The 22,189-nt window shown below is 66.4% G+C and carries 21 protein-coding genes; 11 read left to right on the forward strand and 10 right to left on the reverse strand.

Features of this window, described 5'->3' with window-relative positions; all coding sequences use genetic code 11:
* Together J8I82_RS12540 and kbl are read right to left on the reverse strand one after the other, a co-directional pair.
* Complete coding sequence (locus J8I82_RS12540) at window positions 1-957, reverse strand: L-threonine 3-dehydrogenase (protein WP_209757802.1); 957 nt, start codon at window positions 955-957, stop codon at window positions 1-3.
* On the reverse strand, window positions 957-2,156 hold the full coding sequence (kbl, locus tag J8I82_RS12545) for a glycine C-acetyltransferase (protein ID WP_209757803.1): 1,200 nt from the start codon (window positions 2,154-2,156) through the stop codon (window positions 957-959). Before kbl ends, J8I82_RS12540 begins: the two co-directional genes overlap by 1 nt.
* 113 nt (window positions 2,157-2,269) lie before the next feature.
* Between kbl and J8I82_RS12550 the strand changes: the two genes are divergently transcribed.
* Complete coding sequence (locus J8I82_RS12550) at window positions 2,270-2,866, forward strand: helix-turn-helix domain-containing protein (RefSeq protein ID WP_209757806.1); 597 nt, start codon at window positions 2,270-2,272, stop codon at window positions 2,864-2,866.
* Between the two features lie 64 nt (window positions 2,867-2,930).
* On the opposite strand, the gene J8I82_RS12555 is transcribed toward J8I82_RS12550, so the two are convergent.
* From J8I82_RS12555 to J8I82_RS12590, 8 genes are all read right to left on the reverse strand, one after another.
* A complete protein-coding gene (locus J8I82_RS12555; RefSeq protein ID WP_209757808.1) occupies window positions 2,931-4,097 on the reverse strand; it encodes a xanthine dehydrogenase family Fe-S subunit in 1,167 nt (388 codons plus the stop codon).
* A gap of 10 nt (window positions 4,098-4,107) precedes the next feature.
* Window positions 4,108-4,935: an FAD binding domain-containing protein gene (locus J8I82_RS12560; protein ID WP_209757810.1), complete on the reverse strand. Its 828-nt coding sequence runs from the start codon at window positions 4,933-4,935 to the stop codon at window positions 4,108-4,110.
* Between the two features lie 3 nt (window positions 4,936-4,938).
* Complete coding sequence (locus tag J8I82_RS12565; protein ID WP_209757812.1) at window positions 4,939-7,335, reverse strand: xanthine dehydrogenase family protein molybdopterin-binding subunit; 2,397 nt, start codon at window positions 7,333-7,335, stop codon at window positions 4,939-4,941.
* Between the two features lie 127 nt (window positions 7,336-7,462).
* Window positions 7,463-8,089: an N-carbamoylsarcosine amidohydrolase gene (locus J8I82_RS12570; protein WP_209757925.1), complete on the reverse strand. Its 627-nt coding sequence runs from the start codon at window positions 8,087-8,089 to the stop codon at window positions 7,463-7,465.
* Window positions 8,089-9,147: a 2,5-dihydroxypyridine 5,6-dioxygenase NicX family protein gene (locus J8I82_RS12575; protein ID WP_209757814.1), complete on the reverse strand. Its 1,059-nt coding sequence runs from the start codon at window positions 9,145-9,147 to the stop codon at window positions 8,089-8,091. Before J8I82_RS12575 ends, J8I82_RS12570 begins: the two co-directional genes overlap by 1 nt.
* 16 nt (window positions 9,148-9,163) lie before the next feature.
* Window positions 9,164-9,991, reverse strand: coding sequence for an alpha/beta fold hydrolase (locus J8I82_RS12580; RefSeq protein ID WP_209757817.1), 828 nt, complete (start codon window positions 9,989-9,991; stop codon window positions 9,164-9,166).
* Between the two features lie 9 nt (window positions 9,992-10,000).
* Window positions 10,001-10,753, reverse strand: a complete 753-nt coding sequence (locus tag J8I82_RS12585; RefSeq protein ID WP_209757819.1) for a maleate cis-trans isomerase family protein — start codon at window positions 10,751-10,753, stop codon at window positions 10,001-10,003.
* 21 nt (window positions 10,754-10,774) lie between these two features.
* A complete protein-coding gene (locus tag J8I82_RS12590) occupies window positions 10,775-11,737 on the reverse strand; it encodes an amidohydrolase family protein (protein WP_209757820.1) in 963 nt (320 codons plus the stop codon).
* Between the two features lie 454 nt (window positions 11,738-12,191).
* On the opposite strand from J8I82_RS12590, the gene J8I82_RS12595 reads away from it, so the two are divergent.
* From J8I82_RS12595 to J8I82_RS12640, 10 genes are all read left to right on the forward strand, one after another.
* Window positions 12,192-13,796: an MFS transporter gene (locus J8I82_RS12595; protein WP_209757822.1), complete on the forward strand. Its 1,605-nt coding sequence runs from the start codon at window positions 12,192-12,194 to the stop codon at window positions 13,794-13,796.
* A gap of 164 nt (window positions 13,797-13,960) precedes the next feature.
* Window positions 13,961-15,178 (forward strand): ABC transporter substrate-binding protein, encoded by a 1,218-nt coding sequence (locus tag J8I82_RS12600; protein WP_209757824.1) that lies wholly within the window; start codon window positions 13,961-13,963, stop codon window positions 15,176-15,178.
* An 8-nt stretch (window positions 15,179-15,186) separates the two neighbouring features.
* Window positions 15,187-15,960 (forward strand): ABC transporter ATP-binding protein, encoded by a 774-nt coding sequence (locus J8I82_RS12605; RefSeq protein ID WP_209757827.1) that lies wholly within the window; start codon window positions 15,187-15,189, stop codon window positions 15,958-15,960.
* Complete coding sequence (locus tag J8I82_RS12610; RefSeq protein WP_209757830.1) at window positions 15,957-16,694, forward strand: ABC transporter ATP-binding protein; 738 nt, start codon at window positions 15,957-15,959, stop codon at window positions 16,692-16,694. The genes J8I82_RS12605 and J8I82_RS12610 overlap by 4 nt, the downstream gene beginning before the upstream one ends.
* Window positions 16,695-16,706: 12 nt before the next feature.
* Entirely contained in the window at window positions 16,707-17,591 is an 885-nt protein-coding gene (locus tag J8I82_RS12615; protein WP_209757832.1) for a branched-chain amino acid ABC transporter permease, read from the forward strand.
* Window positions 17,591-18,634 carry a branched-chain amino acid ABC transporter permease gene (locus tag J8I82_RS12620; RefSeq protein ID WP_209757834.1) on the forward strand — a complete coding sequence of 348 codons (1,044 nt, stop codon included), beginning with the start codon at window positions 17,591-17,593 and terminating at the stop codon, window positions 18,632-18,634. Before J8I82_RS12615 ends, J8I82_RS12620 begins: the two co-directional genes overlap by 1 nt.
* Before the next feature lie 82 nt (window positions 18,635-18,716).
* Window positions 18,717-19,022 (forward strand): non-heme iron oxygenase ferredoxin subunit, encoded by a 306-nt coding sequence (locus J8I82_RS12625; RefSeq protein ID WP_209757836.1) that lies wholly within the window; start codon window positions 18,717-18,719, stop codon window positions 19,020-19,022.
* Between the two features lie 11 nt (window positions 19,023-19,033).
* Window positions 19,034-20,314, forward strand: a complete 1,281-nt coding sequence (locus J8I82_RS12630; protein WP_209757838.1) for an NAD(P)/FAD-dependent oxidoreductase — start codon at window positions 19,034-19,036, stop codon at window positions 20,312-20,314.
* A gap of 11 nt (window positions 20,315-20,325) precedes the next feature.
* Window positions 20,326-21,615 (forward strand): aromatic ring-hydroxylating dioxygenase subunit alpha, encoded by a 1,290-nt coding sequence (locus J8I82_RS12635; protein WP_209757840.1) that lies wholly within the window; start codon window positions 20,326-20,328, stop codon window positions 21,613-21,615.
* A 37-nt stretch (window positions 21,616-21,652) separates the two neighbouring features.
* Window positions 21,653-22,168: an aromatic-ring-hydroxylating dioxygenase subunit beta gene (locus tag J8I82_RS12640; protein ID WP_431831543.1), complete on the forward strand. Its 516-nt coding sequence runs from the start codon at window positions 21,653-21,655 to the stop codon at window positions 22,166-22,168.
* Window positions 22,169-22,189 lie beyond the last annotated feature (21 nt).

Genomic DNA, 22,189 nt, shown 5'->3' on the forward strand with positions numbered 1-22,189 from the left:
TCAGGCAGCGAGCGTCGCCCTCAGGTTGGCCAGCATGTCCGCTACCATTTCCTCCAGGCCGTACTGCGCCTTCCAGCCCCAGTCCGCGCGCGCCACCGAATCGTCGATCGAATCGGGCCAGCCTTGCGCGATGGCCTGGCGGTAGTCGGGTTCGTAGCGGATCTCGAAGTCCGGCACATGGCTGCGGATCGCCGCGGCGATCTGCGCGGGCGTGAAGGTAATGCCCGCGATGTTGTAGCTGCCGCGCTCGCCCAGCCGTTCCGCCGGTGCCTCCATCAGTTCGATGGTGGCGCGCAGCGCGTCGGGCATGTACATCATCGGCAGGGCCTCGTCTTCCTTCAGGAAGCACGTGTAGGGCTCACCCTTCACCGCCGCATGGAAGATGTCGACCGCATAGTCCGTGGTCCCGCCGCCCGGCGGCGTCTTGTGCGAGATCAGCCCCGGATAGCGCACGCTGCGCACGTCGACGCCGTGGTTGGCGTGGTACCAGCGGCACCAGCCCTCGCCCGCCTGCTTGGAGATGCCATAGACGGTGGTCGGCTCCATCACGGTCTTCTGCGGCGTATCCACGGTTGGCGTGGTCGGGCCGAACGCCGCGATCGAACTGGGCCAGAACACGCGTTCCAGCCCGGTCTGCCGCGCCAGCTCCAGCACATTGAGCAGGCTCGTCATGTTCAGGTTCCACGCCCACTGCGGCGCCTTCTCGCCGGTGGCCGACAGCGCCGCCGCCAGCAGGTAGACCTGCGTGATGCCATGGCGCTCGACCACGGTGCACAGATCGCCGCGGTCGGTGGCGTTGAGCATCTCATGCGTGATGTGCACGTGGCGGCCAGTCGGCACCACATCGGAGGTGATGACGTTGGTGCGTCCATAGCGCTCGGCCAGCGCCAGCGCCAGTTCCGAGCCGATCTGGCCGTTGGCGCCGACGATCAGGATCTTGGGAGTGCCGTCGGCCATCAGATCAGCCCCAGTTCGCGGCCGGCCTGGCCGAACGCATCCAGCGCCGCCTGCAGCGCCGCCTCGTCATGCAGCGCGCTCATCTGCACGCGGATGCGGGCCTGGCCCTTGGGCACCACGGGGTAGAAGAAGCCCACCACGTACACGCCCAGCTCCAGCAGCCGCTGCGCGAGCCGCTGTGCCTTCTCTGCGTCGTAGACCATGATCGGGATGATGGGGTGATCGCCCGCCTTGACGTCGAAGCCCAGCTTGTCCAGCCCGGCGCGGAAAATCTTCGTGTTCTGTTCCAGCCGGTCGCGCAGCTCGGTGCTGCCTTCCAGGATATCGAGCACCGCGATCGATGCCCCGACAATCGCCGGCGCCACGGTATTGGAGAACAGGTACGGCCGCGAGCGCTGGCGCAGCAGCGCCACGACTTCCTGGCGCGCGCTGGTGAAGCCGCCGGATGCGCCGCCCAGCGCCTTGCCCAGCGTGCCGGTGATGATGTCGATCTTGCCGAACACGCCGCGCAGCTCATGCGTGCCGCGCCCGCGCGCTCCCAGGAAGCCAGTAGCGTGGCATTCGTCGATGCCAAGCAGCGCGCCATACTCGTCGCAGATCGCGCGCATCTCGTCCAGCCGCGCGATGGTCCCGTCCATCGAGAACGCGCCGTCGGTAAACACCAGCATGAAGCGCGCGCCGTCCGCGCGCGCCTGCGCGAGTTGCACGCGCAGGTCGTCGAGGTCGTTGTGCTGGTAGCGATAGCGGCGCGCCTTGCTCAGGCGGATGCCGTCGATGATGGAGGCATGGTTGAGCGCATCACTGATGACCGCGTCCTCGGCGCCCAGCAGCGTCTCGAACAGCCCGCCGTTGGCATCGAACGCCGAGCCGTAGAGGATGGTGTCCTCGGTGCCGAGGAACGCCGCCAGCCGTGCTTCCAGCGTCTTGTGCAGGTCCTGCGTGCCGCAGATGAAGCGCACCGAACTCAGCCCGAAACCATGCGTGCGCAGCGCCTCGTGCGCGGCCTCGATCACCTGCGGGTGCGACGACAGCCCAAGGTAGTTGTTGGCGCACAGATTGATCACCTCGCGGCCGTCGGTGGTGCGCACCCGCGCGCCCTGCGGCGTGGCGATCACGCGCTCCTGCTTGAACAGCCCGGCCTCGCGGATCGCGTCGAGTTCGGTGCGGATGGATGCGTAGAAGGCCTCGGCATTCGACATGGCTGGCTCCCGGTGATGTGCAGTGGTGTGCGGGGGATGTGCTAGGATTCGATCGATAAATCGAACGTGTTCTGTATATCGAACATTTTGCGCAATATAACGAACATCCATCCATGACGCAAGCCCCGGCCCAGACCCCGCAAGCCGAAGGTCCGCCAGCGGTCGGCCTGGCGCTGCAGGCACTGCGCCAGCAGCAGCGGCTGTCGCTCGACGAACTGTCGCGCCGCGCTGGCGTATCCAAGTCGATGCTGTCGCAGATCGAACGCAACCTGGCCAACCCGACCGTTGCGGTGCTGTGGCGGCTGGCCAATGCGCTGGGCGTGAGCCTGACCGACTTCCTCGCCGGCGGCGCCGCCGAGCGCCCTGGCGGCGGCATCACCGTGGTCCAGCCGCACGCGATCCCGTCGCTGAAAAGCCCCGACACCCGCTGCGACCTTCGCATCCTTGGCCCGATCGAACTGGCGGGGCGCTTCGAATGGTATGAACTGACCATCCAGGCCGGCGGCGTGCTGGCCTCGGAGCCGCATGAGGCCGGCACGCAGGAACACCTGACGGTATTGGGCGGGTCGATGACGGTGCGCGCCGGCGCCGACGAAAAGAAGCTGCGGCACGGCGAGACCGCGCGCTATGCGGCTGATGTCGCACATGCGATCTCCAATGGCGGCAAGACCACTGCCACCGCACTACTGGTTGTAGTGCATCCGGGGTAAGGCGGGCAAGGAAGGCGGCAAGGGAGGCCTCGCCCTCGCCCTTGCTTCCCCCGGCCAGCGTTGTTCAGCGGGCGCCGCACAAGCGCTTCACACGCTCCCACAGCACGCCGAAGAACATTGCCACCGGGTTCAGGCGCACGGCCTGGTTGCGCTCGGCATCGGAGAGCGTGGGGTCCATCCTGCGCGACACCGACCTGCCGAAGTCGGCGATCATCCTCCGCACGAAATCGCGCACCAGCCCCGAGCGCGAGAACTGGGCCAGCGGCCCTTGCAGCGAATACTGCAGGTCGACCGCGACTTCGGTCTCGCCGGCGGACAAGGCCTTGAGCGCGTACGCAATATCGCCCGCCGCCTTGGAATTGCTGAGCGAGTCCTGTCCCGCACCCTTCAGCACGCCACGCTTGTTGGCGTCATCGCGCTGCAGGCGCGCGGCGCCTTCGAACCTTGCCGACATGGGGCCGAACTTGATGGCGATATGGCCCCTGACCTTCTCCCCGGCCACTTCCGTCAGCACCGCACCGGGCAGGCAGCCCGCCACGGCCGGCAGGTCCGCCATGAAGGCCCATACCTCGTCCAGTGCATAGGGCACGGTGAAGCCGCCTTCGATGCGCGACCAGCCCTTGCGGTCGGCCGAGCGTTCCGGCTCGGCACTGCCCGCCGTCGCCAGATGCGGCTGCGAGCCGAGCACCTCGTCCGCGACCGTGAAGCCCGCGAACGGCATGGGGGCGGTGGCCGTGCTGGCGTGCCGTGCAATCACGCCGGCGGACGCGCGGCGTGCGTCCAGCACCGAACGGATCGCTGCAACAATGCCCATATAGCCGGTGCAGCGGCACAGGTTGCCCGACAGCTCATGGCGGATGACCGCTTCGTCGGCATCGGGCAGGCGCAGCACGATATCGCGCGCGGTGGCCAGCATCCCGGGCGTGCAGTAGCCGCATTGCAGCGCGTGGTGCCGGTTGAAGGCGGCGCGCAGGTCGGCCATGACCGGGTCATCCTCGTAGCCCTCCACCGTGACGATATCCGCGCCCTGGCAGGCGGCGGCAAAGGTGATGCACGAGCGCACCGGCTTTTCGTCCACCAGCACGGTGCAGGCCCCGCACACGCCGTGCTCGCAGCCAAGGTGGGTGCCAGTCAGGCGATGCGTGTCGCGCAGGTAGTCGCCCAGGTGCGTCCGGTCCGCGCACGCGCCGGACACCCGGCGGCCGTTGACGGTGAATTCGATGGTCTGCACGGGACGCTCCTCAGTTCAGCAGTTGAGTGACGCAGCGCATCACGACGGTTCGGTACAGCTTGCGGTCGATCGCGTCCTTGCCCGGCGCGGCTTGCGCGACGGCTTCTGCGACGGCATCGGCCGTCAGCGCGGCCGCGCCCTGCGCCGCGACGGCACGTGTCAGGCCCGCCAGCACCATGGGCGGACCGTCCAGCGCACCGAGCACGATGCGGGCGAAGCGGCGGCTAGCGTCGAAGTACGCGGCGCAACTGGCCTCGGCGAACTCTCCGGTCTTGCGGCACAGCTTCTGGTAGCCCCAACGGGTGTGCGCGGTCTTCTGCGGCACACGCACCGCGGTGATCAGCTCGCCGTCGGCCAGTATCGTGGTGTAGGCGCCGAGCATGAACGACTCCATCGGCACTTCCCGCGTGCCGGCGGCGGACGCGATCTCGATATGCGCGCCCAGCGCGGTCATCGCCACCACCCAGTCGGCGGCCGGATCGGCATGCGCAAGGCTGCCGCCGACGGTACCGCGGTTGCGGATCGCCCGATAGGCAATGCCGCCGGCAACGGCCTGCAGCATGGTGCCGCGCAGCGGTTCGAACACGCCGTCCTCGATCTGCGCGTGGGTCACGCAGGCGCCAATGCGAATGCCGTCAGCGGTTGCGGTCACATCGCACAATTCGCGCAGCGCCGACACATCGACCACCGTATCGGGCCGGGTCAGGCGCAGGTTCAGCATCGGTCCGAGCGATTGCCCGCCGCCCATGGCCTTGGATACATCGGTACCCGCGCCCAGGCGCGACAGCGCCTCCGGCAGCGAGCCGGGCGCGTGGTAGGAAAATGCAATGGCTTTCATCGGTCAGGCAGCCTTCCGGTTATGCGCATCGGCCTCGGCCGCATCCAGCGCTTCCAGGATCCTGCGCGGCGTCAGCGGAGTCTCCTTCAGCTCGACGCCGAAATCGCGCAATGCGTCATTGACGGCATTGAAGATGGCCGCCGGCGGCGCGATCGCCCCGCCCTCGCCCATCCCCTTGGCGCCGAACTCCGTATGCGGCGACGGCGTCTCGAAATGATGGATGCGGATCGACGGAATCTCGGTCGGTCCCGGCAGCATGTAGTCGGCCAGCGTCGACGCCAGTGGCTGGCCGTTGCCGTCGTAGTGCATCGCTTCGAACATCGCGGTGCCGATGCCCTGCGCCACGCCGCCGTAGGTCTGCCCTTCCACCACCATCGGGTTGATCATGGTGCCGCAGTCCTCCACCACCACGTAGTCGAGGATCTCGACGTGGCCGGAGTCGATATCGACTTCCACCGCCACGGCATGCGTCGCGTAGGTGAAGCTGCCGGTGTCGACGGCGGGCTTGAAGCCCATCGTGACTTCCAGCCCCTGTGCGTCGACGTCCGGCGGCAACAGGTGCGGGTTGATGTACCAGGCGTTGGCGATGCGCGCGATATCGGCGGTGCCTGCATCCCCGGCTGCCACGGCGCCGTCCCGGAACGCCACGGCATCCTGCGGCTGGCCCAGCATGTGCGCGCCGATCTTCAGCAGGCGCGGCAGCAGCGCCTTGCACGCACGCGACACCGCGCCACCGGACATCACCAGCGAGCGCGACGCATACGTGCCCGTCGAGAACGGCGTCAGGCCGGTATCGCCGTGCACGACCTTGATCCGCGCGATATCGATGCCGAGGATCTCGTGGGCGATCTGCGCGAAGGTCGTCTCCATGCCCTGCCCGTGCGAATGCACGCCCACGCGCACCTCCAGCCCGCCGTCCGGCGTGATGCGCACCGTCGCAGAATCGAAACCCGGGATCACCGGCGTCCCCCACGCGGCGAACACCGACGTGCCGTGCGCCGATTGCTCGGTGTAGGTGCCGAAACCCACGCCGACATAGGTGCTTCCCTGCGGACCCGCCTTCTGGCGCGCGCGGATCGCCGGCAGGCCGATCATCTCCATGGCCTTGCGTACGCTGGCCGGGTAATCGCCACCGTCGAAATGCTTGTTGGTGACGTTGACATAGGGCATGGCCTCGGGCGGCACGAGGTTCTCGCAGCGGACTTCCCACGGCTCGCGTCCCACTTCGCGGGCGATGGCGTCGATCATCAGCTCCATCGCAAAGCAGACCCCGGTGCGCGCCACGCCGCGATAGGGGACGAAGCCGGGCTTGTTCGTGGCCACGCAAGTGGTTTCGCAGCGGTAGCCGTCGAAGGCGTACGGCCCCGGCAGGTTGCCGATCGCCTGCCCCGGTTCCAGCCCGATGGTGAACGGCCACACGGAATAGGCCCCGCCATCGATCTCGATTCTTGCATCCAGCGCCAGCAGGCGGCCGCGCGCATCGGCATACGCGGTCAGCTCGTAGTGGTGCTCGCGCGAGTTTGCGCCGGCGGTCAGGTGCTCGCGCCGGTCTTCGATAAACCGGAACGGGCGCTTGTAGGTCAGCGCCAGCCAGGCGATGCACAGCTCCTCCTGCTGCAGCACGCACTTGTAGCCGAAGGCGCCGCCCACGTCGGGCGAGATCACCCGCACGCGCTCCTGCTCAAGCCCCAGGCAATGCGCCAGGATCGTGCGGATCATGTGCGGTACCTGCGTCGCGCTGTAGACCACCAGCTGGTCGAACTGGTGGTCCCAGTAGGCCAGCACTGCCTTGCCTTCCATCGGCACCATGCACTGCCGCGCGAGGTCGATCTGGCGGCGTACCACCACCGTGGCCTCGCGCTGGCGCGCCTCGAAATTCTTGTCGGCGCTAAGCACCAGGAAGGTGTTGTCGCGCCAGTGGTCGTGCACGCGCACCTCGCCGGCAAGCTGGCGGGCCTGTGTCACGTCGGCCAGCGCGGGCAGTTCGTCGAACGACACGGCGACCTGCTCGGCGATATCCTCCGCCTCGGCGCGTGTGGGCGCGAACGCCATCGCCACCGGCTCGCCGACGAAGCGCACCTTGCCGCTGGCCAGCGGCGGCTGCGCCGAAGGCTGATAGGACGGAAAAGCCGAGTCGGCGACGATATCGCTGGCAGCCGTCATGTCTTCACGCACGATCACCGCGGCGGCGTGCCGGGACGGCTTGGTCACCGACAGCAGCCTGGCGTGTGCGACCGGGCTGCGCAGGAACGCCACTTCCTGCAAGTCCGGCATGGCGATGTCCGCGACGAAGCGGCCCTTGCCGTGCAGATGACGGGCGTCCTCCTTGCGCGCCACGCGCGCGCCGACTCCCTGGCCGCGCGCGCTTTCCGGGTGATGCGGTTCGATCGACGATGTCATTGCCTTGTCCGTTCCGATGATAAGCGTGGCTTATTCAGCATACTGACCAAAATCCTATGAAAATGCGGGCGACCCTGTCAATGGCGGCTTTACCGCATCCCGGCAGGGCCGCCATGCCCTTGCGCGCCTAGTCCCGCACGCCGATGGCGGCAAGCCCGTCCGCCCGCGTAGCGACCGTTGCGTATTTCTGCGCCATGTCGAACAGGTTGGCCTCGTGCGGCGCCAGCGCGCGGTCGCCCACGCAGTCGGACAGCACCAGCGGCCGGAAGCCGTACTGCATCGCATCGACCACGCTGGCGCGCACGCAGCCGCTGGTGACGGCCCCGGCCACCACCAGCGTGCGCACGCCGCGCTGCGTCAGCCACGCCGCCAGCGACGTGCCGAAGAACGCCGACGGCACGGTCTTGCGCACCACCAGTTCGCCCGGGCGCGGCGCCAGCTCTGCCACGATGGCGCTGTTGAAGGCATGCTCCTTTAGCGTCAGCATGTTCGGCACTTTCATCGAGAACACGTTGTGGTCGGCGCCGTCGTCGGCATACACGATGCGGCTGTGCGCGATGGGCCAGCCTTCGCGCCGCGCCACCGCGAGCAGCGGCACGGTGTGGGCGATGGCGTCGCGGATATTGCCACCGCCGAAGACCGCCGGATCGGCGAAGCCGTTGACGAAGTCCACGATCAGCAGCCCGAAGGGGCCGGCCAGCTCGAGCATATTGCCGAAGCCCTGGCGCTGGTACGCGCCGCTTTCCTTGTGCATCACGACTTGTTCTCCGGGTAGTGGAAACCGTCGGTCACCTTGCCCGCAGTCACCACGTCGACGCTGTCCAGGCGCACGGTGCAACGGCGCACCGGGATGTCGATATGGCATGCCGTGGTGCGATGGCCGCCGGCCTCGTTGTTGGGGCCAAGCGAAAACAGGAAGTTGCCCTCGAACGCGCGCGCATCCATGCCGATGGTGGCCTCGCGGTCATACAGGCCCAGCGTCGACCAGTGCGCGCGCGGCTGCAACCCCCAGCCGATATGCGAGATGGCATAGGCTTCGGGATCGTTGAATGACGCCATGTATTCGCTCAGCAGTTCGGCATGGAGCCCGCCTTCGATGCGCGTCGCAAAGCCGGCTTCTACCGTCAGGCGGATCGGTTCGGTGACGTAGGTCTTCTGCGGCAGCAGGATGTCGCCCTTGTCCAGCACGATGGTGCCGTGGGCGGCGCCTTCATTCGGCCAGGTCAGCGCGAAGCCGCTCGGCCAGTGGTCCCACCGCCCCGGCTCGTCAACAAACCCATACTCGCTGATCGCGGGGAATTCCCCCAGCGGGCAGCGCAGGTCGGTGCCGGCGGGCGAGACAACGTGCATTTCCCTTGCGCTTGCCAGCCGTTGCGAGGCCGCTTTCACGCGTTCGCGATCGGCCTCGCAAGGCACCATGCGCGCCAGCACCTCGGGCGGCTCGACGGCCAGCAGGATCCTGGTCCCGCCCTGCAGGATCTCATGCTGCTCGGGCGAGAACAGCAGTGTCATCAGGTCCAGCACCAGGTCGCTCGCCTTCAGTGCAGCGATGGCCGCCGGATTGCCCGTCAGGGGCGTGGTGCCGAGGTAGGCGAGCGCATCGCGGCTCAGTGCCTTTTCGCCGTTGACGGGCGGCAGGTCAAGCCGGTTGACGATGGCGCCCATCGACTGCGTGGCGGTGAGCGCGGTGGACAGCGTCTGCGGGTGGGTGGCGGCACTGGTCAGGATGGTAACGGTCTGGCCCGGCTCCAGCCGGGACAGCCGCAGCACCTTGCGCCAGGCCTCGATCATCTGGTGGTCGCTTACCGGCATGTCGGCTCCTTGTTCGTCATTGCAACAGCGGCGCGCCGAGGAAATCCTCCAGCGCCGCGTAAAAGCCCGCTTCGTCGTCCCACGGGATCATGTGGCCCGCATTGGCGACGTGACTGACCAGCACGCCTGGCAGCAGCGTGCGAATCTCCGCGACGTCTTCGGGCCGCACCACGTCGCCGCGACCGGCGGTCATCAGCAACGTGGGCACCCTGACCCGCGGCATGTCGGCGTGGATGTCTTCACGGTGGAAATCCTCGAAGCTGCGCACCACCGCCTCTTCATTGCAGGTGTGCAGCCATTCGGCGCGCAGGCGCAACTGCTCGTCGGTCCAGGTCGGGCAGAAGCGGCGCATGCCATCCAGATCGGTGCCGTGCCGGGACAGCCGGATCGAATCGACGTACCACGGCAGCTGCGCCGGATACGGGCGGCGCCCGGGCCCAGAGACGGGCGGATCGACCATCACCAGCCGCGCCAGTCCGCCCGGCTGCCCCGCCGCGGCGCGCAGGCCGATCCGTCCGCCCATCGAATGGCCAACCACACTGTAGCGCGGCAGGCCCAGCGCTTCGGCAAAGGCCGTTACGTCGCGCGCCTGCGCATCGAGGCCGTAGTCGAGCTCCGGCTCCGCCGACGACAGCCCGCGGCCGCGCACGTCGAGGATGTAGGTGTCGAAGCGCGTGCCGAAGTGCTCGCCGACAAAGCCCCAGGTGATCGCGGGGCTGGTGATGCCCGGCACGATGACGACGGCGTCGCGTGCGGCGCGCTTGCCCTCATTGCCGCCGTAGCGCAGGTAATGCTGCCGGATGCCGTTGGCGTGGACATGGCCTCCGTACTGGAAGGTACTCATGGTCGCTCCTCAGTAGGCGCCGGACAGCAGCGCACCCGCGCCCGGCACGACCGGCTCCAGGTCCAGTGCACGGAGCATTGCGTACGTCGTGGCGATGGCGGCGGTAAGCACCGGCTTGCCGGTCATCGCCTCGACCTTTGCCACGGCCGGAAGCGACGGCATCTGCACGCAGGCAGACAGCACGATCACGTCGGCGTCCCGCGTGTTCATCTGCGCGACGATACCAGGCAGGCGCGCGGGGTCGTGGCGGCCGACTTCCAGGTTGTCGGGGATTTCCAGCGCGCGGTAGTCGACGACTTCATAGCCCTCGTTGCGGATGTAGTCCACGACCAGTTCGGTCAGCGGCTTCATATAGGGCGCGACCACTGCAATGCGCTTTGCGCCCATCACCTTGAGCGCATCCACCAGCGCGCCGGCACTGGTGATGACCGGCGCCTCGCCGCCGTTCGCCGTGGTATGTGCCTTCAGGCGCTGTTGGGACTGCCGGTGGTAGCCATGGCCCATCGCCATGATCGCGACCAGGCAGGCATAGCCGAGCACATCGACGCGGGCATCGCTCAGCTCCACCGCGCAGCGGTCGGACTCTGCGTCCATTGCCGCCAGCTCTTCCTTGACCACCTTCTTCATCCGCATGCGGCTTGAATGGAAGGTGAAGCGTTCCGGGCGGATCTGCTGGCGCGCCGTCAGCATGGCGGGGATTTCGGTTTCCATCGTCGTGTTCGAACTGGGGACGATCTGGCCGATACGAAAGACTTTTTGCATTAGGGTTCCCGGTTGGTGCGCTCAGAGCTTGAGCAGGCGTTGCGCGTTGCCATGGCAGACCAGCGCGCGCGTGGAGTCGTCGAGCGGTGCGCTGTCGATGAACCGCGCGGCCGCTTCGGTGGATTCATAGGGATAGTCGACCGAGAACATCACCGCCTCGGGTCCCAGTTCGGCGATGGCGCCCATCAGCGCGCCGTGCGAGCACACGCCCGAGGTGGTGATGACGATATTGCTGCCGATGTATTCGGACGGCGCACGCTCCAGCTTGACGCCATGCGAATAGACCGCGAAACGGCTGTCGAAACGCCAGCGCTGGTACGGCAGGCCCTCGCCCATATGGCCGAGGATCAGCTTCAGCCTCGGGAAGCGGTCGAACACGCCGCTGAACAGCAGCCGCAGCGCGTGCGAGGCAGTTTCCACGCCCCACCCCCACGCGGCCCCGGCCAGCTCCGGATGGCCGGCGAGCACTTGCGGCGACACGAAAGCGTCGGTCGGATGCAGGTACATCGGCACGTCCAGCGCCTGCATGCGTTCCCAGAACGCGTCATAAGCGGGGTCGTCGTAGTAGCGCCCATGCGTATGGCCGTTCACGAGCGAGCCCTTGAAGCCGAGCCGGAGCACACAGCGTTCCAGCTCGGCCGCCGCCTGCAGAGGATCCTGCATCGGCAGCGCGGCAAAGCCGGCGTAGCGCGTCGGATGGCGGGCGATCTGCGCCGCCAGGAAGTCATTGCTCTCGCGCGCCCGTGCCAGCGCCAGGCCGGCGTCGGGCTCGCCCTGCACGCCCGGGCCGGTTTGCGACAGCACGGTGATGTCGATGCCGCACCGATCCATCTCGGCAAGCCGCTCTTCGTCGAAATCGGCAAGGCGGCGGCCGAGCTCGGCGAACACCGCGGGATCGATATGCTGCGTGAACCCTTTGGAGTAAGCCTGGAAGCCGGGGGTCATGAAATGCTCTTCCAGGGCGATCTTCTTCACGTAGGTCATGCTGGTGGGGGCTCCTGATGGATGGAATCGCTGCGTGCCGAGCTTGTCCCGCGTGCGCAAACGCGTTGCTTCGCCAATTGCTCAGTACACTGATTAATTTCGGATTCTAGTCAGCGGGTTTTCAAAAGTCCAGACGCCGCGCGGAGGGTTAACACCTATAACGATGGCCGGAGGCGCTCAGTACACTGATTCCATATGCTCAGTATGCTGACAATATGAAATAACCATTTAAATCGGGCTTTCCGGCGCCTTCGCAAGACACCAGGCGGCGTCGGCATTGGCCCGTATTTTGCTCAGCATACTGCGTTTCTCATCAGCATACTGACTGATGCACCGACAGGATGCGGCGCCGCACAGTCTCGGGTCCTCAACGACCCGCGCCACCGACGCCGGCACCAGCCGGGAAGCAAACAAACAATAGAGACATACGGCCTGACCAAGAGGAGCCCCCGCCATGACGATCAGCCTGACCCGCGCCGAGACGCGCGCCCCAGCCTCCGGCATGACCGCCGAAGAACGCAAGGTCATCCTTGCCTCATCCTTCGGCGCCCTGATGGAGTGGTATGACTTTTACATCTACGCGGCGCTGGCTGTGTACTTCGGCGCACTGTTCTTTCCGCCAGGCAATGAGACGGCCGCCTTCCTGGCGAGCCTGGCCACTTTCGGCGCCGGCTTCCTGATCCGCCCGGTGGGCGCGCTATTGTTCGGTCGCCTGGGCGACCTGATCGGCCGCAAGTACACCTTCCTCGTCACCATCCTGCTGATGGGCGTGGCCACGGTGGGCGTGGGCGTGCTGCCGACGTACGAGCAGATCGGCATCACCGCCACGGTACTGCTGGTCCTGCTGCGGCTGTTGCAAGGCCTGGCACTTGGTGGCGAAGTGGGCGGCGCGGTCACATACGTCGCCGAGCACTCGCCGACGAGCAAGCGAGGCCTCTACACCAGCTCGCTGCAGACCACCGCCACGCTGGGGCTGCTGTCCTCGCTGTTCGTGGTGTACCTGCTCAAGACCTTCCTGACCGAAGCGGAATTCCGCGCGTGGGGCTGGCGCATCCCGTTCATCGTGTCGCTGGTGATGCTGGTGATCTCGGTCTATATCCGCGGCAAGCTGCATGAATCGCCGGTATTCGCGCGCATGAAGGCGGGCAACGCCACCTCGAAGTCTCCCATCCGCGAGAGCTTCACCCAGTGGAAGAACCTGAAGTCGGTGCTGCTGCTGTTCGTGGTGGCCGCCGGACTCGGCGCGATCTTCGGCACCGGCCACTTCTACAGCATGTTCTTCCTCAACAAGACGCTGCACGTACCGATTGAAACGGTGCACAAGCTGATCGCGGTCGCACTGGTTGTGGCCACACCGTGCTACCTGTTCTTCGGCTGGCTGTCGGACCGCATTGGCCGCAAGTACATCATGATGGCGGCGTGCCTGCTGGCTGCGCTTTGCACCCAGCCGGTGTTCAAGGGACTGACCCACTACGCCAATCCGGCGCTGGAGCAGTTCCAGCGGCAAGGCACGGTGCAGGTGACCGCCGGCGACTGCAAGGCACGGATGTTCGGCGAGCCGGTGTCGGCCTGCGACAAGATCCGTGGCTACCTCACCGACCTGGGCGTTGGCTACACTTTCGTGCCGGCCAGCGACCCGGCACAGGCGGAAGTGCGGATCGGCGAGCGCACGCTGCAGGGCTTCGACCGCGCCGCCATCAAGGCCGCACTGATCGAGGCCGGCTGGCCGGAGCGCGCCGATCCCGCCAGGATGAATACGCCGATGGTGTTCATGCTGCTGCTGGTGCCGATCCTGTTCCTGGCGATGGTGTATGGCCCGATGGCCGCCTTCATGGTCGAACTGTTCCCCGCGCGGGTGCGCTACACCTCGCTGTCGCTGCCCTTCCATCTTGGTGCCGGCTGGGTCGGCGGCATGCTGTCGTTCGTGGTCACGGCAATGAACGTGTCCAGCGGCGACGTGTACTTCGGCCTGTGGTATCCGGTGGTCATCGCCGGCCTCGCCTTCGTTATCGGCATGGTGTTCGTGCCGGAGACGCGCGGGCGCGATCTGTCGACCTGAGCACCGTCGCCGGCGCATTGACAGGGCGGAGAGGTCCGCCCTTTTTACCCGCATATCATCAGCATACTGAGTATTTACGGCGCGAGCGCAGCGATGGCGCCTGCGTCGGGTGAATGCAGCCATCGCCAACTTCCGTCCTTTCGCGCAGACAACCTGGAGCCCCCATGTCCACCTCTCGCATCCTCCGCACCCTTGCCGCGTCATCCGCCCTGCTCGGGCTGGCGCAGGCCACGCCCGCCCTGGCCGACGCCAGCGGCGTGAAGATCGGCGTCATCACCGATATGTCCGGCTCCTATGCCGACCTGTCCGGCAAGGGCTCGGTCATCGCCGCCCAGATGGCCGTCGAGGAGTTCGGCGGCAAAGCGCTGGGCAAGCCCGTCACGGTGCTGTCCGCAGATCACCAGAACAAGGCCGATATCGCTTCGTCGCTGGCGCGCCGCTGGTTCGATACCGATGGCGTCGACATGGTGATCGACTTCCCCAACTCGTCGACCGCGCTGGCGGTGCAGGAAGTTGCGCGCCAGAAGCAGAAGATCGATATTGTCTCCACTGGCGGCGCCATGGCGCTGACCAACCAGAACTGCTCGCCTACGGGATTCCACTGGGCCTGGGACACCTATTCCGTGTCGTATCCGCTGGTCCGGCGCCTGATCGATCAGGGCCGCAACAGCTGGTACTACATCACCGTGGACTACGCCTTTGGCCAGTCACTGGAAGCCGACTTCCGCAAGGCCGTGGATGCCGGCGGCGGCAAGAACGTGGGCAGCACGCGCCATCCGCTCAATGCCAGCGACTTCAGCAGCCCGGTGGTCGCGGCGTCGGCCTCCAAGGCCAAGGTTGTGGTGTTGGCCAATGCCGGCAATGACATGATCAACGGGGTCAAGGCCGCCGGCGAGTTCGGGCTGATCAAGGCGGGGCAGACGGTGATCACGCCATCTACCTTCATCACCGATATCAAGAGCCTGGGCCTGCCTGCCGCACAGGGCCTGACCTACGTCGACCCGTTCAGGCTTGACCTCGACGCGAAATCGAAGGCGTTCGTCGAACGCTACTACAAGCGCCACAAGGCATATCCCACGCACGGGCAGATCGGCGTCTATTCCGGCGTGCTGCACTACCTGAAGGCAGTGGAAGCCGCCAAGACCGTTGAAGGTCCCGCGGTGGCGGACAAGATGCGCGCCCTGCCCGTCAACGATGCCTTCGTGCGCAATGGCAAGGTCCGGGTCGACGGCCGCATGGTGCACGACATGTACCTGGCCCAGGCCAAGACGCCGGCGGAATCGAAAGGCGCGTGGGACCTGGTCAAGTACATCGGCACGATCCCTGGCGACGAAGCCTTCCGCCCGCTGTCCGCCAGCGAATGCCCGCTGGTCAAGAAGTGAGCGCGCCAATGTCCGAGCAAGACGTGATCCTGCGCACGCAGGGGCTGACCAAGGCGTTCAAGGGCTTTACCGCCGTCAGCGATGTCAGCCTGTCGGTGCGGCGGGGCTCGATCCATGCGCTGATCGGCCCCAACGGCGCCGGCAAGACCACCTGCTTCAACCTGCTGACCAAGTTCCACGCCCCGTCATCCGGCTCGATCCATTTCAACGGCACCGACATCACCGCACTGCGGCCGGCGCAGATCGCCCGCATGGGCGTGATCCGTTCGTTCCAGATTTCGGCGGTATTCCCGCAGCTGACCGTGCTGGAGAACGTGCGCATCGCGCTGCAGCGCAAGCTGGGTACGTCGTGGCATTTCTGGCGCGGCAAGCGCTCGCTGTCGGGGCTGGACAAGCGCGCGATGGAACTGCTGGACGACGTTGGCCTGGCCGGCTTCGCGCACCTGGGCACGGCCGAACTGGCCTACGGGCGCAAGCGCGCGCTTGAGCTGGCCACCACGCTCGCCACCGATCCCGAGCTGATGCTGCTGGACGAGCCCACGCAGGGCATGGGCCATGAGGACGTCGAGACCGTGACCGCGCTGATCAAGCGCGTCTCGGCGGGACGGACCGTGCTGATGGTGGAGCACAACATGGGCGTGGTGTCGTCGATCGTCGATCGCATCACGGTGCTGCAGCGCGGCGCCGTGCTGGCCGAAGGCACGTATGACGAGATCTCGCGCAATCCGCAGGTGAAGGAAGCCTATATGGGAACCACGGAAGACCAGCAGGAGGCCGCATGACCGCAACCGCCACCCCCCCCCTGGAATTGCGGGGCCTGCACGCCTGGTACGGCGAATCGCACATCCTGCACGGCGTCGACCTGGCCGTCCAGCCGGGCGAAGTGGTGACGCTGCTGGGCCGCAACGGCGCGGGCCGTACCACCACGCTACGCGCCATCATGGGACTGGTTGGCACGCGCAAGGGCTCGGCGCGAGTCTTCGGCCAGGAAACCATCGGCATGAAGACCCACCGCATCGCGCCGCTGGGGCTGGGGTATTGCCCGGAGGAACGCGCCATCTTTGCCAGCCTGTCGTGCGAAGAGAACCTGATGCTGCCGCCTGCCTTCGAGGCAGCGCCGGGCGCGACGGGACTACGCGAGCCCATGTCCGTTGCCGAGATCTACGAGATGTTCCCCAACCTGCACGAGCGGCGCAAGAGCCAGGGCACGCGCATGTCGGGCGGCGAGCAGCAGATGCTGGCAGTGGCGCGCATCCTGCGCACCGGCGCCAGCGTGCTGCTGCTCGACGAGATCTCGGAAGGGCTGGCGCCGGTGATCGTGCAGAAGCTCGCGAAGATGATCGCCACGCTGCGCCGGCGCGGCTACACCATCGTCATGGTGGAACAGAACTTCCGCTTCGCGGCGCCGCTGGCGGACCGCTTCTTTGTGATGGAGCACGGCCGCATCGTGGAGGCCTTCGCCGCCAGCGAACTGGAACGGAAGATGCCCGCGCTCAATGCCCTGCTGGGCGTGTAAGGAGACCTTGTCATGGAATTGTCTGGAGTGCCCCTGCCCGCGCTGCTGAGCCAGCTGCTGCTGGGGCTGGTCAACGGTTCGTTCTACGCGATCCTGAGCCTGGGGCTGGCCGTGATCTTCGGCCTGCTCAACGTCATCAACTTCGCGCATGGCGCGTTGTTCATGCTGGGCGCCGTGCTGGCCTGGATGGGCCTGAACTACCTTGGGATCAACTACTGGCTGATGCTGCTGCTGGCGCCGCTCGCGGCCGGTGCGCTGGGCGTGGTGCTGGAGCGCACCATGCTGCGCCACCTGTACCGCTTCGACCACCTGTATGGGCTGCTGCTGACGCTCGGCATCTGCCTGCTGATCGAAGGCCTGCTGCGTTCGGTCTATGGTGTCTCCGGCCTGCCCTACCCCACCCCGGAAATGCTGACCGGTGTCAGCCAGCTGGGCTTCATGGTGCTGCCCAACTACCGTGCCTGGGTGGTGCTGGCTTCGCTGACGGTGTGCTTCGCCACCTGGTTCATGATCGAGAAGACCCGGCTGGGCGCCTACCTGCGCGCCGGCACCGAGAATCCACGCATGGTCGAGGCCTTCGGCGTCAACGTGCCGCTGCTGGTGACGCTGACCTATGCCTTCGGCGTGGGCCTGGCGGCGCTGGCGGGCGTGCTCGCCGCGCCGGTGATGCAGGTGTCGCCGCTGATGGGTCAGAACCTGATCGTCACGGTGTTCGCGGTGGTGGTCATCGGCGGCATGGGTTCGATCCTCGGCTCGATCTTTACCGGGCTGGGACTGGGTGTGTTCGAAGGCATTACCAAGGTCTACTACCCCGAGGCCTCCGCAACGGTGGTCTTCGTCGCCATGGTCTGCGTGCTGCTGGTGCGACCAGCCGGCCTGTTTGGAAAGGAGAAATGATGGCAAGCCCCACTTATGCAACGCGGCCGCTGCTCGCGTACGGACTGCTGCTGGCGGCCCTGCTGCTCGCGCCCTGGCTTGGCGCCTACCCCGTGCTGGTGATGAAGCTGCTGTGCTTTGCCCTGTTTGGCTGCGCCTTCAACCTGCTGCTGGGTTACACCGGGCTGGTTTCGTTCGGCCATGCCGCCTTCTTCGGCGGCGCGGCCTACGCCTGTGGCTACGCCATGAAGTCGCTGCAACTGACGCCGGAACTGGCGCTGCTGGCCGGCACCGCGTTCGGTGCCTTGCTGGGACTGGTGTTCGGCGCGCTCGCGATCCGCCGCCAGGGCATCTACTTCGCCATGATCACGCTGGCGCTGGCGCAGATGTTCTATTTCTTCTGCCTGCAGGTACCGGTGACCGGCGGCGAAGACGGAATGCAGGCAGTGCCGCGCGGCGAGCTGTTCGGCGTGCTGCCGCTGGCGTCCGACCACACGATGTACTACGTCGTGCTGGCGCTCACGGCCGCTGCCTTCCTCGGCATCATGCGCATCGTCAACTCGCCCTTCGGGCAGATCCTGCGGGCGATCAAGGAGAACGAGCCGCGCGCGGTGTCGCTGGGCTATGACGCGGACCGGTTCAAGCTTCTGGCATTCGTGCTGTCGTCGGCGCTGGCGGGGCTGGCGGGCGCGCTCAAGACGCTGGTGCTGGGCTTCGCCACGCTGACCGATGTCCACTGGATGATGTCGGGCTCCGTGATCCTGATGACGCTGGTCGGCGGCATGGGCACCCTGTCCGGCCCCCTGGTCGGCGCGCTGGTCATCGTCGCGCTGGAGAACAAGCTGGGAGATGCGGGCAACGCGCTGGCGGCGATGACCGGAATCGGCTGGTTCGATACGCTGGGCGAGTCGGTCAGCATGGTGACCGGGCTGATCTTCGTGGTCTGCGTGCTGACGTTCCGCCGCGGCATCATGGGCGAGATCCTGGCGCGGTGGCAGGCACGTCCCGCGCGACAGCACAGTGCTGCGGCCAGGCCGGGGACGCCACGCGCCCGTCAGGGTTAACGAGGATATTTCGCGCCCGAAACATCAGTACACTGATTTTATATATTCAGCATACTGACAAATTAGATTCACGGAGATAACCATGGCATGGATTCACATCGATGCGGCCGATACGCTGCAAAACGACGAGGTGATGCCGCTGACGCTGGGCGATCGCCAGCTTGCCGTCTATCGCAGCGACGACACGTACTTTGTCACCGACAACGTCTGCACGCACCAGTACGCCCTGCTGTCCGACGGCTACCTGGAAGACGGCTGCATCGAATGCCCGCTGCACCAGGCGCGCTTCGACATCCGCACCGGCAAGGCAATGTGCGCGCCCGCCACCGGCGATATCCGCACCTATCCGGTCAAGATCGAAGACAGCCGGGTGTGGGTCGAGCTGTAAGGGAGCCGCTCATGACACAGCACACGCCCATCCTGATCGTCGGCGCCGGCCAGGCCGGGGCCATGGCCGCCGCGGCGCTGCGAAGCCTTGGCTACGGTGGCCGCATCCTCATGGCAGGCGGCGAACGGCACGCGCCGTATGAGCGCCCGCCGCTGTCCAAGTCCGTGCTGGCCGACGTCGAACAGGACGGCAAGATCGGCGTGCACCCCCCCAGCTTCTATGCCGACCAGGACATCGAGCTGCGGCTGGGCGCCTGCGTCACAGCGCTGGAGGCCACGCGGCGTGTCGCGCAGCTGGCCGACGGCAGCGCCATCGGCTACGACGCCTGCCTGCTCGCCACCGGCGGAAATGCCCGCGTGTTGCCGACGCTGCCGCCGGGCACGCCGCATGTGCACTACCTGCGCTCGTTGGACGACGCGGCGCGCCTGCGCCATGCCATGCAGCGCGCTGGCGAACTTGTGGTGATCGGCGGCGGCTTCCTTGGCCTGGAAGCCGCTTCGACCGCCGCGGGCATGGGCCTGAAGGTCACGCTGATCGAGAGCGCGGGGCGCCTGCTTGGCCGCGCCCTGCCTCCGGAGCTTGGCACCTGGCTGGCAGACCGGGTGCGGGCACAAGGCGTGACTTTGCACCTCGGTTGCAGCATCGAGGTTTTCGGCACCAGCGGCGACGGCGTGCATCTGCAACTGGCTGGCGGCGCCGTGTTGCGCGCACCGCTGGTGGTGGTCGCCATCGGCCTGGCCCCGGAAGTGACGCTCGCCGCCGGCGCAGGCCTGGCGCTGCATCCGCAGAACGGCGGCATCCAGGTCGATGAACGGTGCCGCACCAGCGCGCCGGATATCCACGCCGCCGGCGACTGCTGCAGCCAGTACCAGCCGCTGTTCGACACCGAAATGCGGCTCGAGTCGTGGCAAAGCGCCAATGAACAGGCACGCATCGCGGCGGCATCCATGCTTGGCGTGGATGCGGAACCCGCGGCGCTGCCGTGGTTCTGGACCGACCAGTTCGGCTGCAACGTACAGATGCTCGGCGCCGCGCACCCGGATATCCGCTATGACTGGCGCGGCTTCGCTGCCCACGCTGACGCGACCCCGAAGTTCATGCTGCTCGGCACCTGCAACGGCCGCCTGCGCCACGCCATTGCCGTGAATGCCGGTGGCGACCTGCGCCAGCTGCGCTCACTGGTCGGGCACGACATCTCGGCGCATCTGGCACGCCTGTGCGACGACAGACTGCCGCTGCGGCAGGTCGTCCGCGAACGCCAGGCCGAAGCAGACAGCTCCATCACACTCTGAGAGGACCCCACATGTACCAGACACAAGCGGTGATCCAGCACAAGCTGGGCAAGAAGAACCCGGGACTGGATGAATGCCGCTGGCCCGAGGATGGGCTGCACTACATCCCGGACTGGGTCTACACCAGCCACGCCGTCCATGACCTGGAGCTGCAGAAAATCTTTCGTGGCCGCTCATGGAACTATGTTGCGCTCGAAGCAGAAATCCCGCACGCCGGAGACTTCAAACGCTCGTATGTCGGCGCAACTCCGGTGGTCGTGTCGCGCGCCGAGGATGGCTCGATCAACGTGTTCGAGAACCGGTGCGCGCACCGGGGCGCCGAGTTCTGCCGGCATAGCCAGGGCAATGCAAAGGAATTCGTCTGCCCTTACCACCAGTGGTCCTATGACCTGAAGGGCAACCTGCAAGGCGTTCCGTTCAAGCGCGGCGTGAACCGCGCCGGCGGCATGCCCAAGGACTTCCGCAACGAAGACCACGGGCTGGTGAAGCTGCACGTGGCGGCGCGCAATGGCGTGATCTTTGCCTCCTACGCGCCTGACATGGAAACCCTGGAAGACTACATGACGCCGGAGATCCTGAAGGACTTTGACGTGGTCTTCAACGGCAAGCCGCTCAAGGTGCTCGGCTATTACAAGAACGAACTGCCGTGCAACTGGAAGATGTACCACGAGAACCTGAAGGATCCGTACCACGCGACGCTGCTGCACTCCTTCCTGGTGGTGTTCGGCCTGCTGGTGGCGGGCAATGAATCCGCGATGATCGCCGACCCCGTCCATGGGCGCCACGGCACCATGGCATCGGCCAAGAAGGAAGACAAATACGCGGCCGTGAGCGACGAGAACAGGAAGGAGATGCGCTCGTACCACGAAGGCATGCGCCTGGAGGATGAACGCTTCCTGGAGTACGTGCGCGAGTTCGACTCGCCGTGGTCAGTGACGATGCAGACGATCTGGCCGAACCTGATCGTGCAGCGCGAGATGAACACGCTGGGCGTGCGCCAGATCGTGCCCAACGGCCCCGACAGCATGCTGATGCTGTGGACCATGTTCGGCTATGAGGACGATACCGAGGAAATGACGCAGCACCGCTTGCGCCAGGGCAACCTGATGGGCCCCGCCGGCTTCCTGGGACTCGAAGACAACGAGGCGATGAAGTTCGTGCAGGAAGGCGTGCGCCGCTCCAGCAGCGACCTCAACGTGCTCAAGCTGGACGCGCAGCAGATCGGCACTTCGAACTCCCTGATCTCCGAATCCGCCATCCGCGCGATGTACCAGTACTACCGCGGCGTGATGGGGTTCTGAACGCAGCCTGACGGGAATCCAAACGCAAATGAAACCGATGAACTACTCCCTCCATCGTGAGAGCACCCTCGGCACCGCGCGCGCGATCGAACTGCGGCTGGAGATCGATGCCTTCCACGCTGACTATTGCGCAGCACTGGACGCCGGCATGGTCGAGGACTGGCCGGACTTCTTTACCGACGATGCACTCTACCGCATCACCGCACGCGAGAATGCGGAACGCAACCTGCCCGTGGGACTGGTGTATGCCGAAGGCATCGGCATGATGCGCGACCGCGCCGCGGCGATCGCCAATACGCAGATGTTCGCGCCGCGCTACAACCTGCACCTGGTGACCAACACGCGGATCAGCGATGAAACTGCCGACGGCGATATCGTGGCACAGGCCAACTTCATGCTGTTGCAGACGCTGGTCGAAGGCCCCACCACGATCCACCTCGCGGGGACCTATCATGACCGCTTCCGCCGCCAGGCCGGAAGGCTGCTGCTGCGCGAGAGGCAGGTGGTGTACGACACCACCATCATTGCGAACGACCTCGTCTATCCGGCCTGAGCCACATCGCAATGAGAAGCG

The organism is Cupriavidus consociatus, assembly GCF_017814975.1.
Taxonomy (GTDB): Bacteria; Pseudomonadota; Gammaproteobacteria; order Burkholderiales; family Burkholderiaceae; genus Cupriavidus; species Cupriavidus consociatus.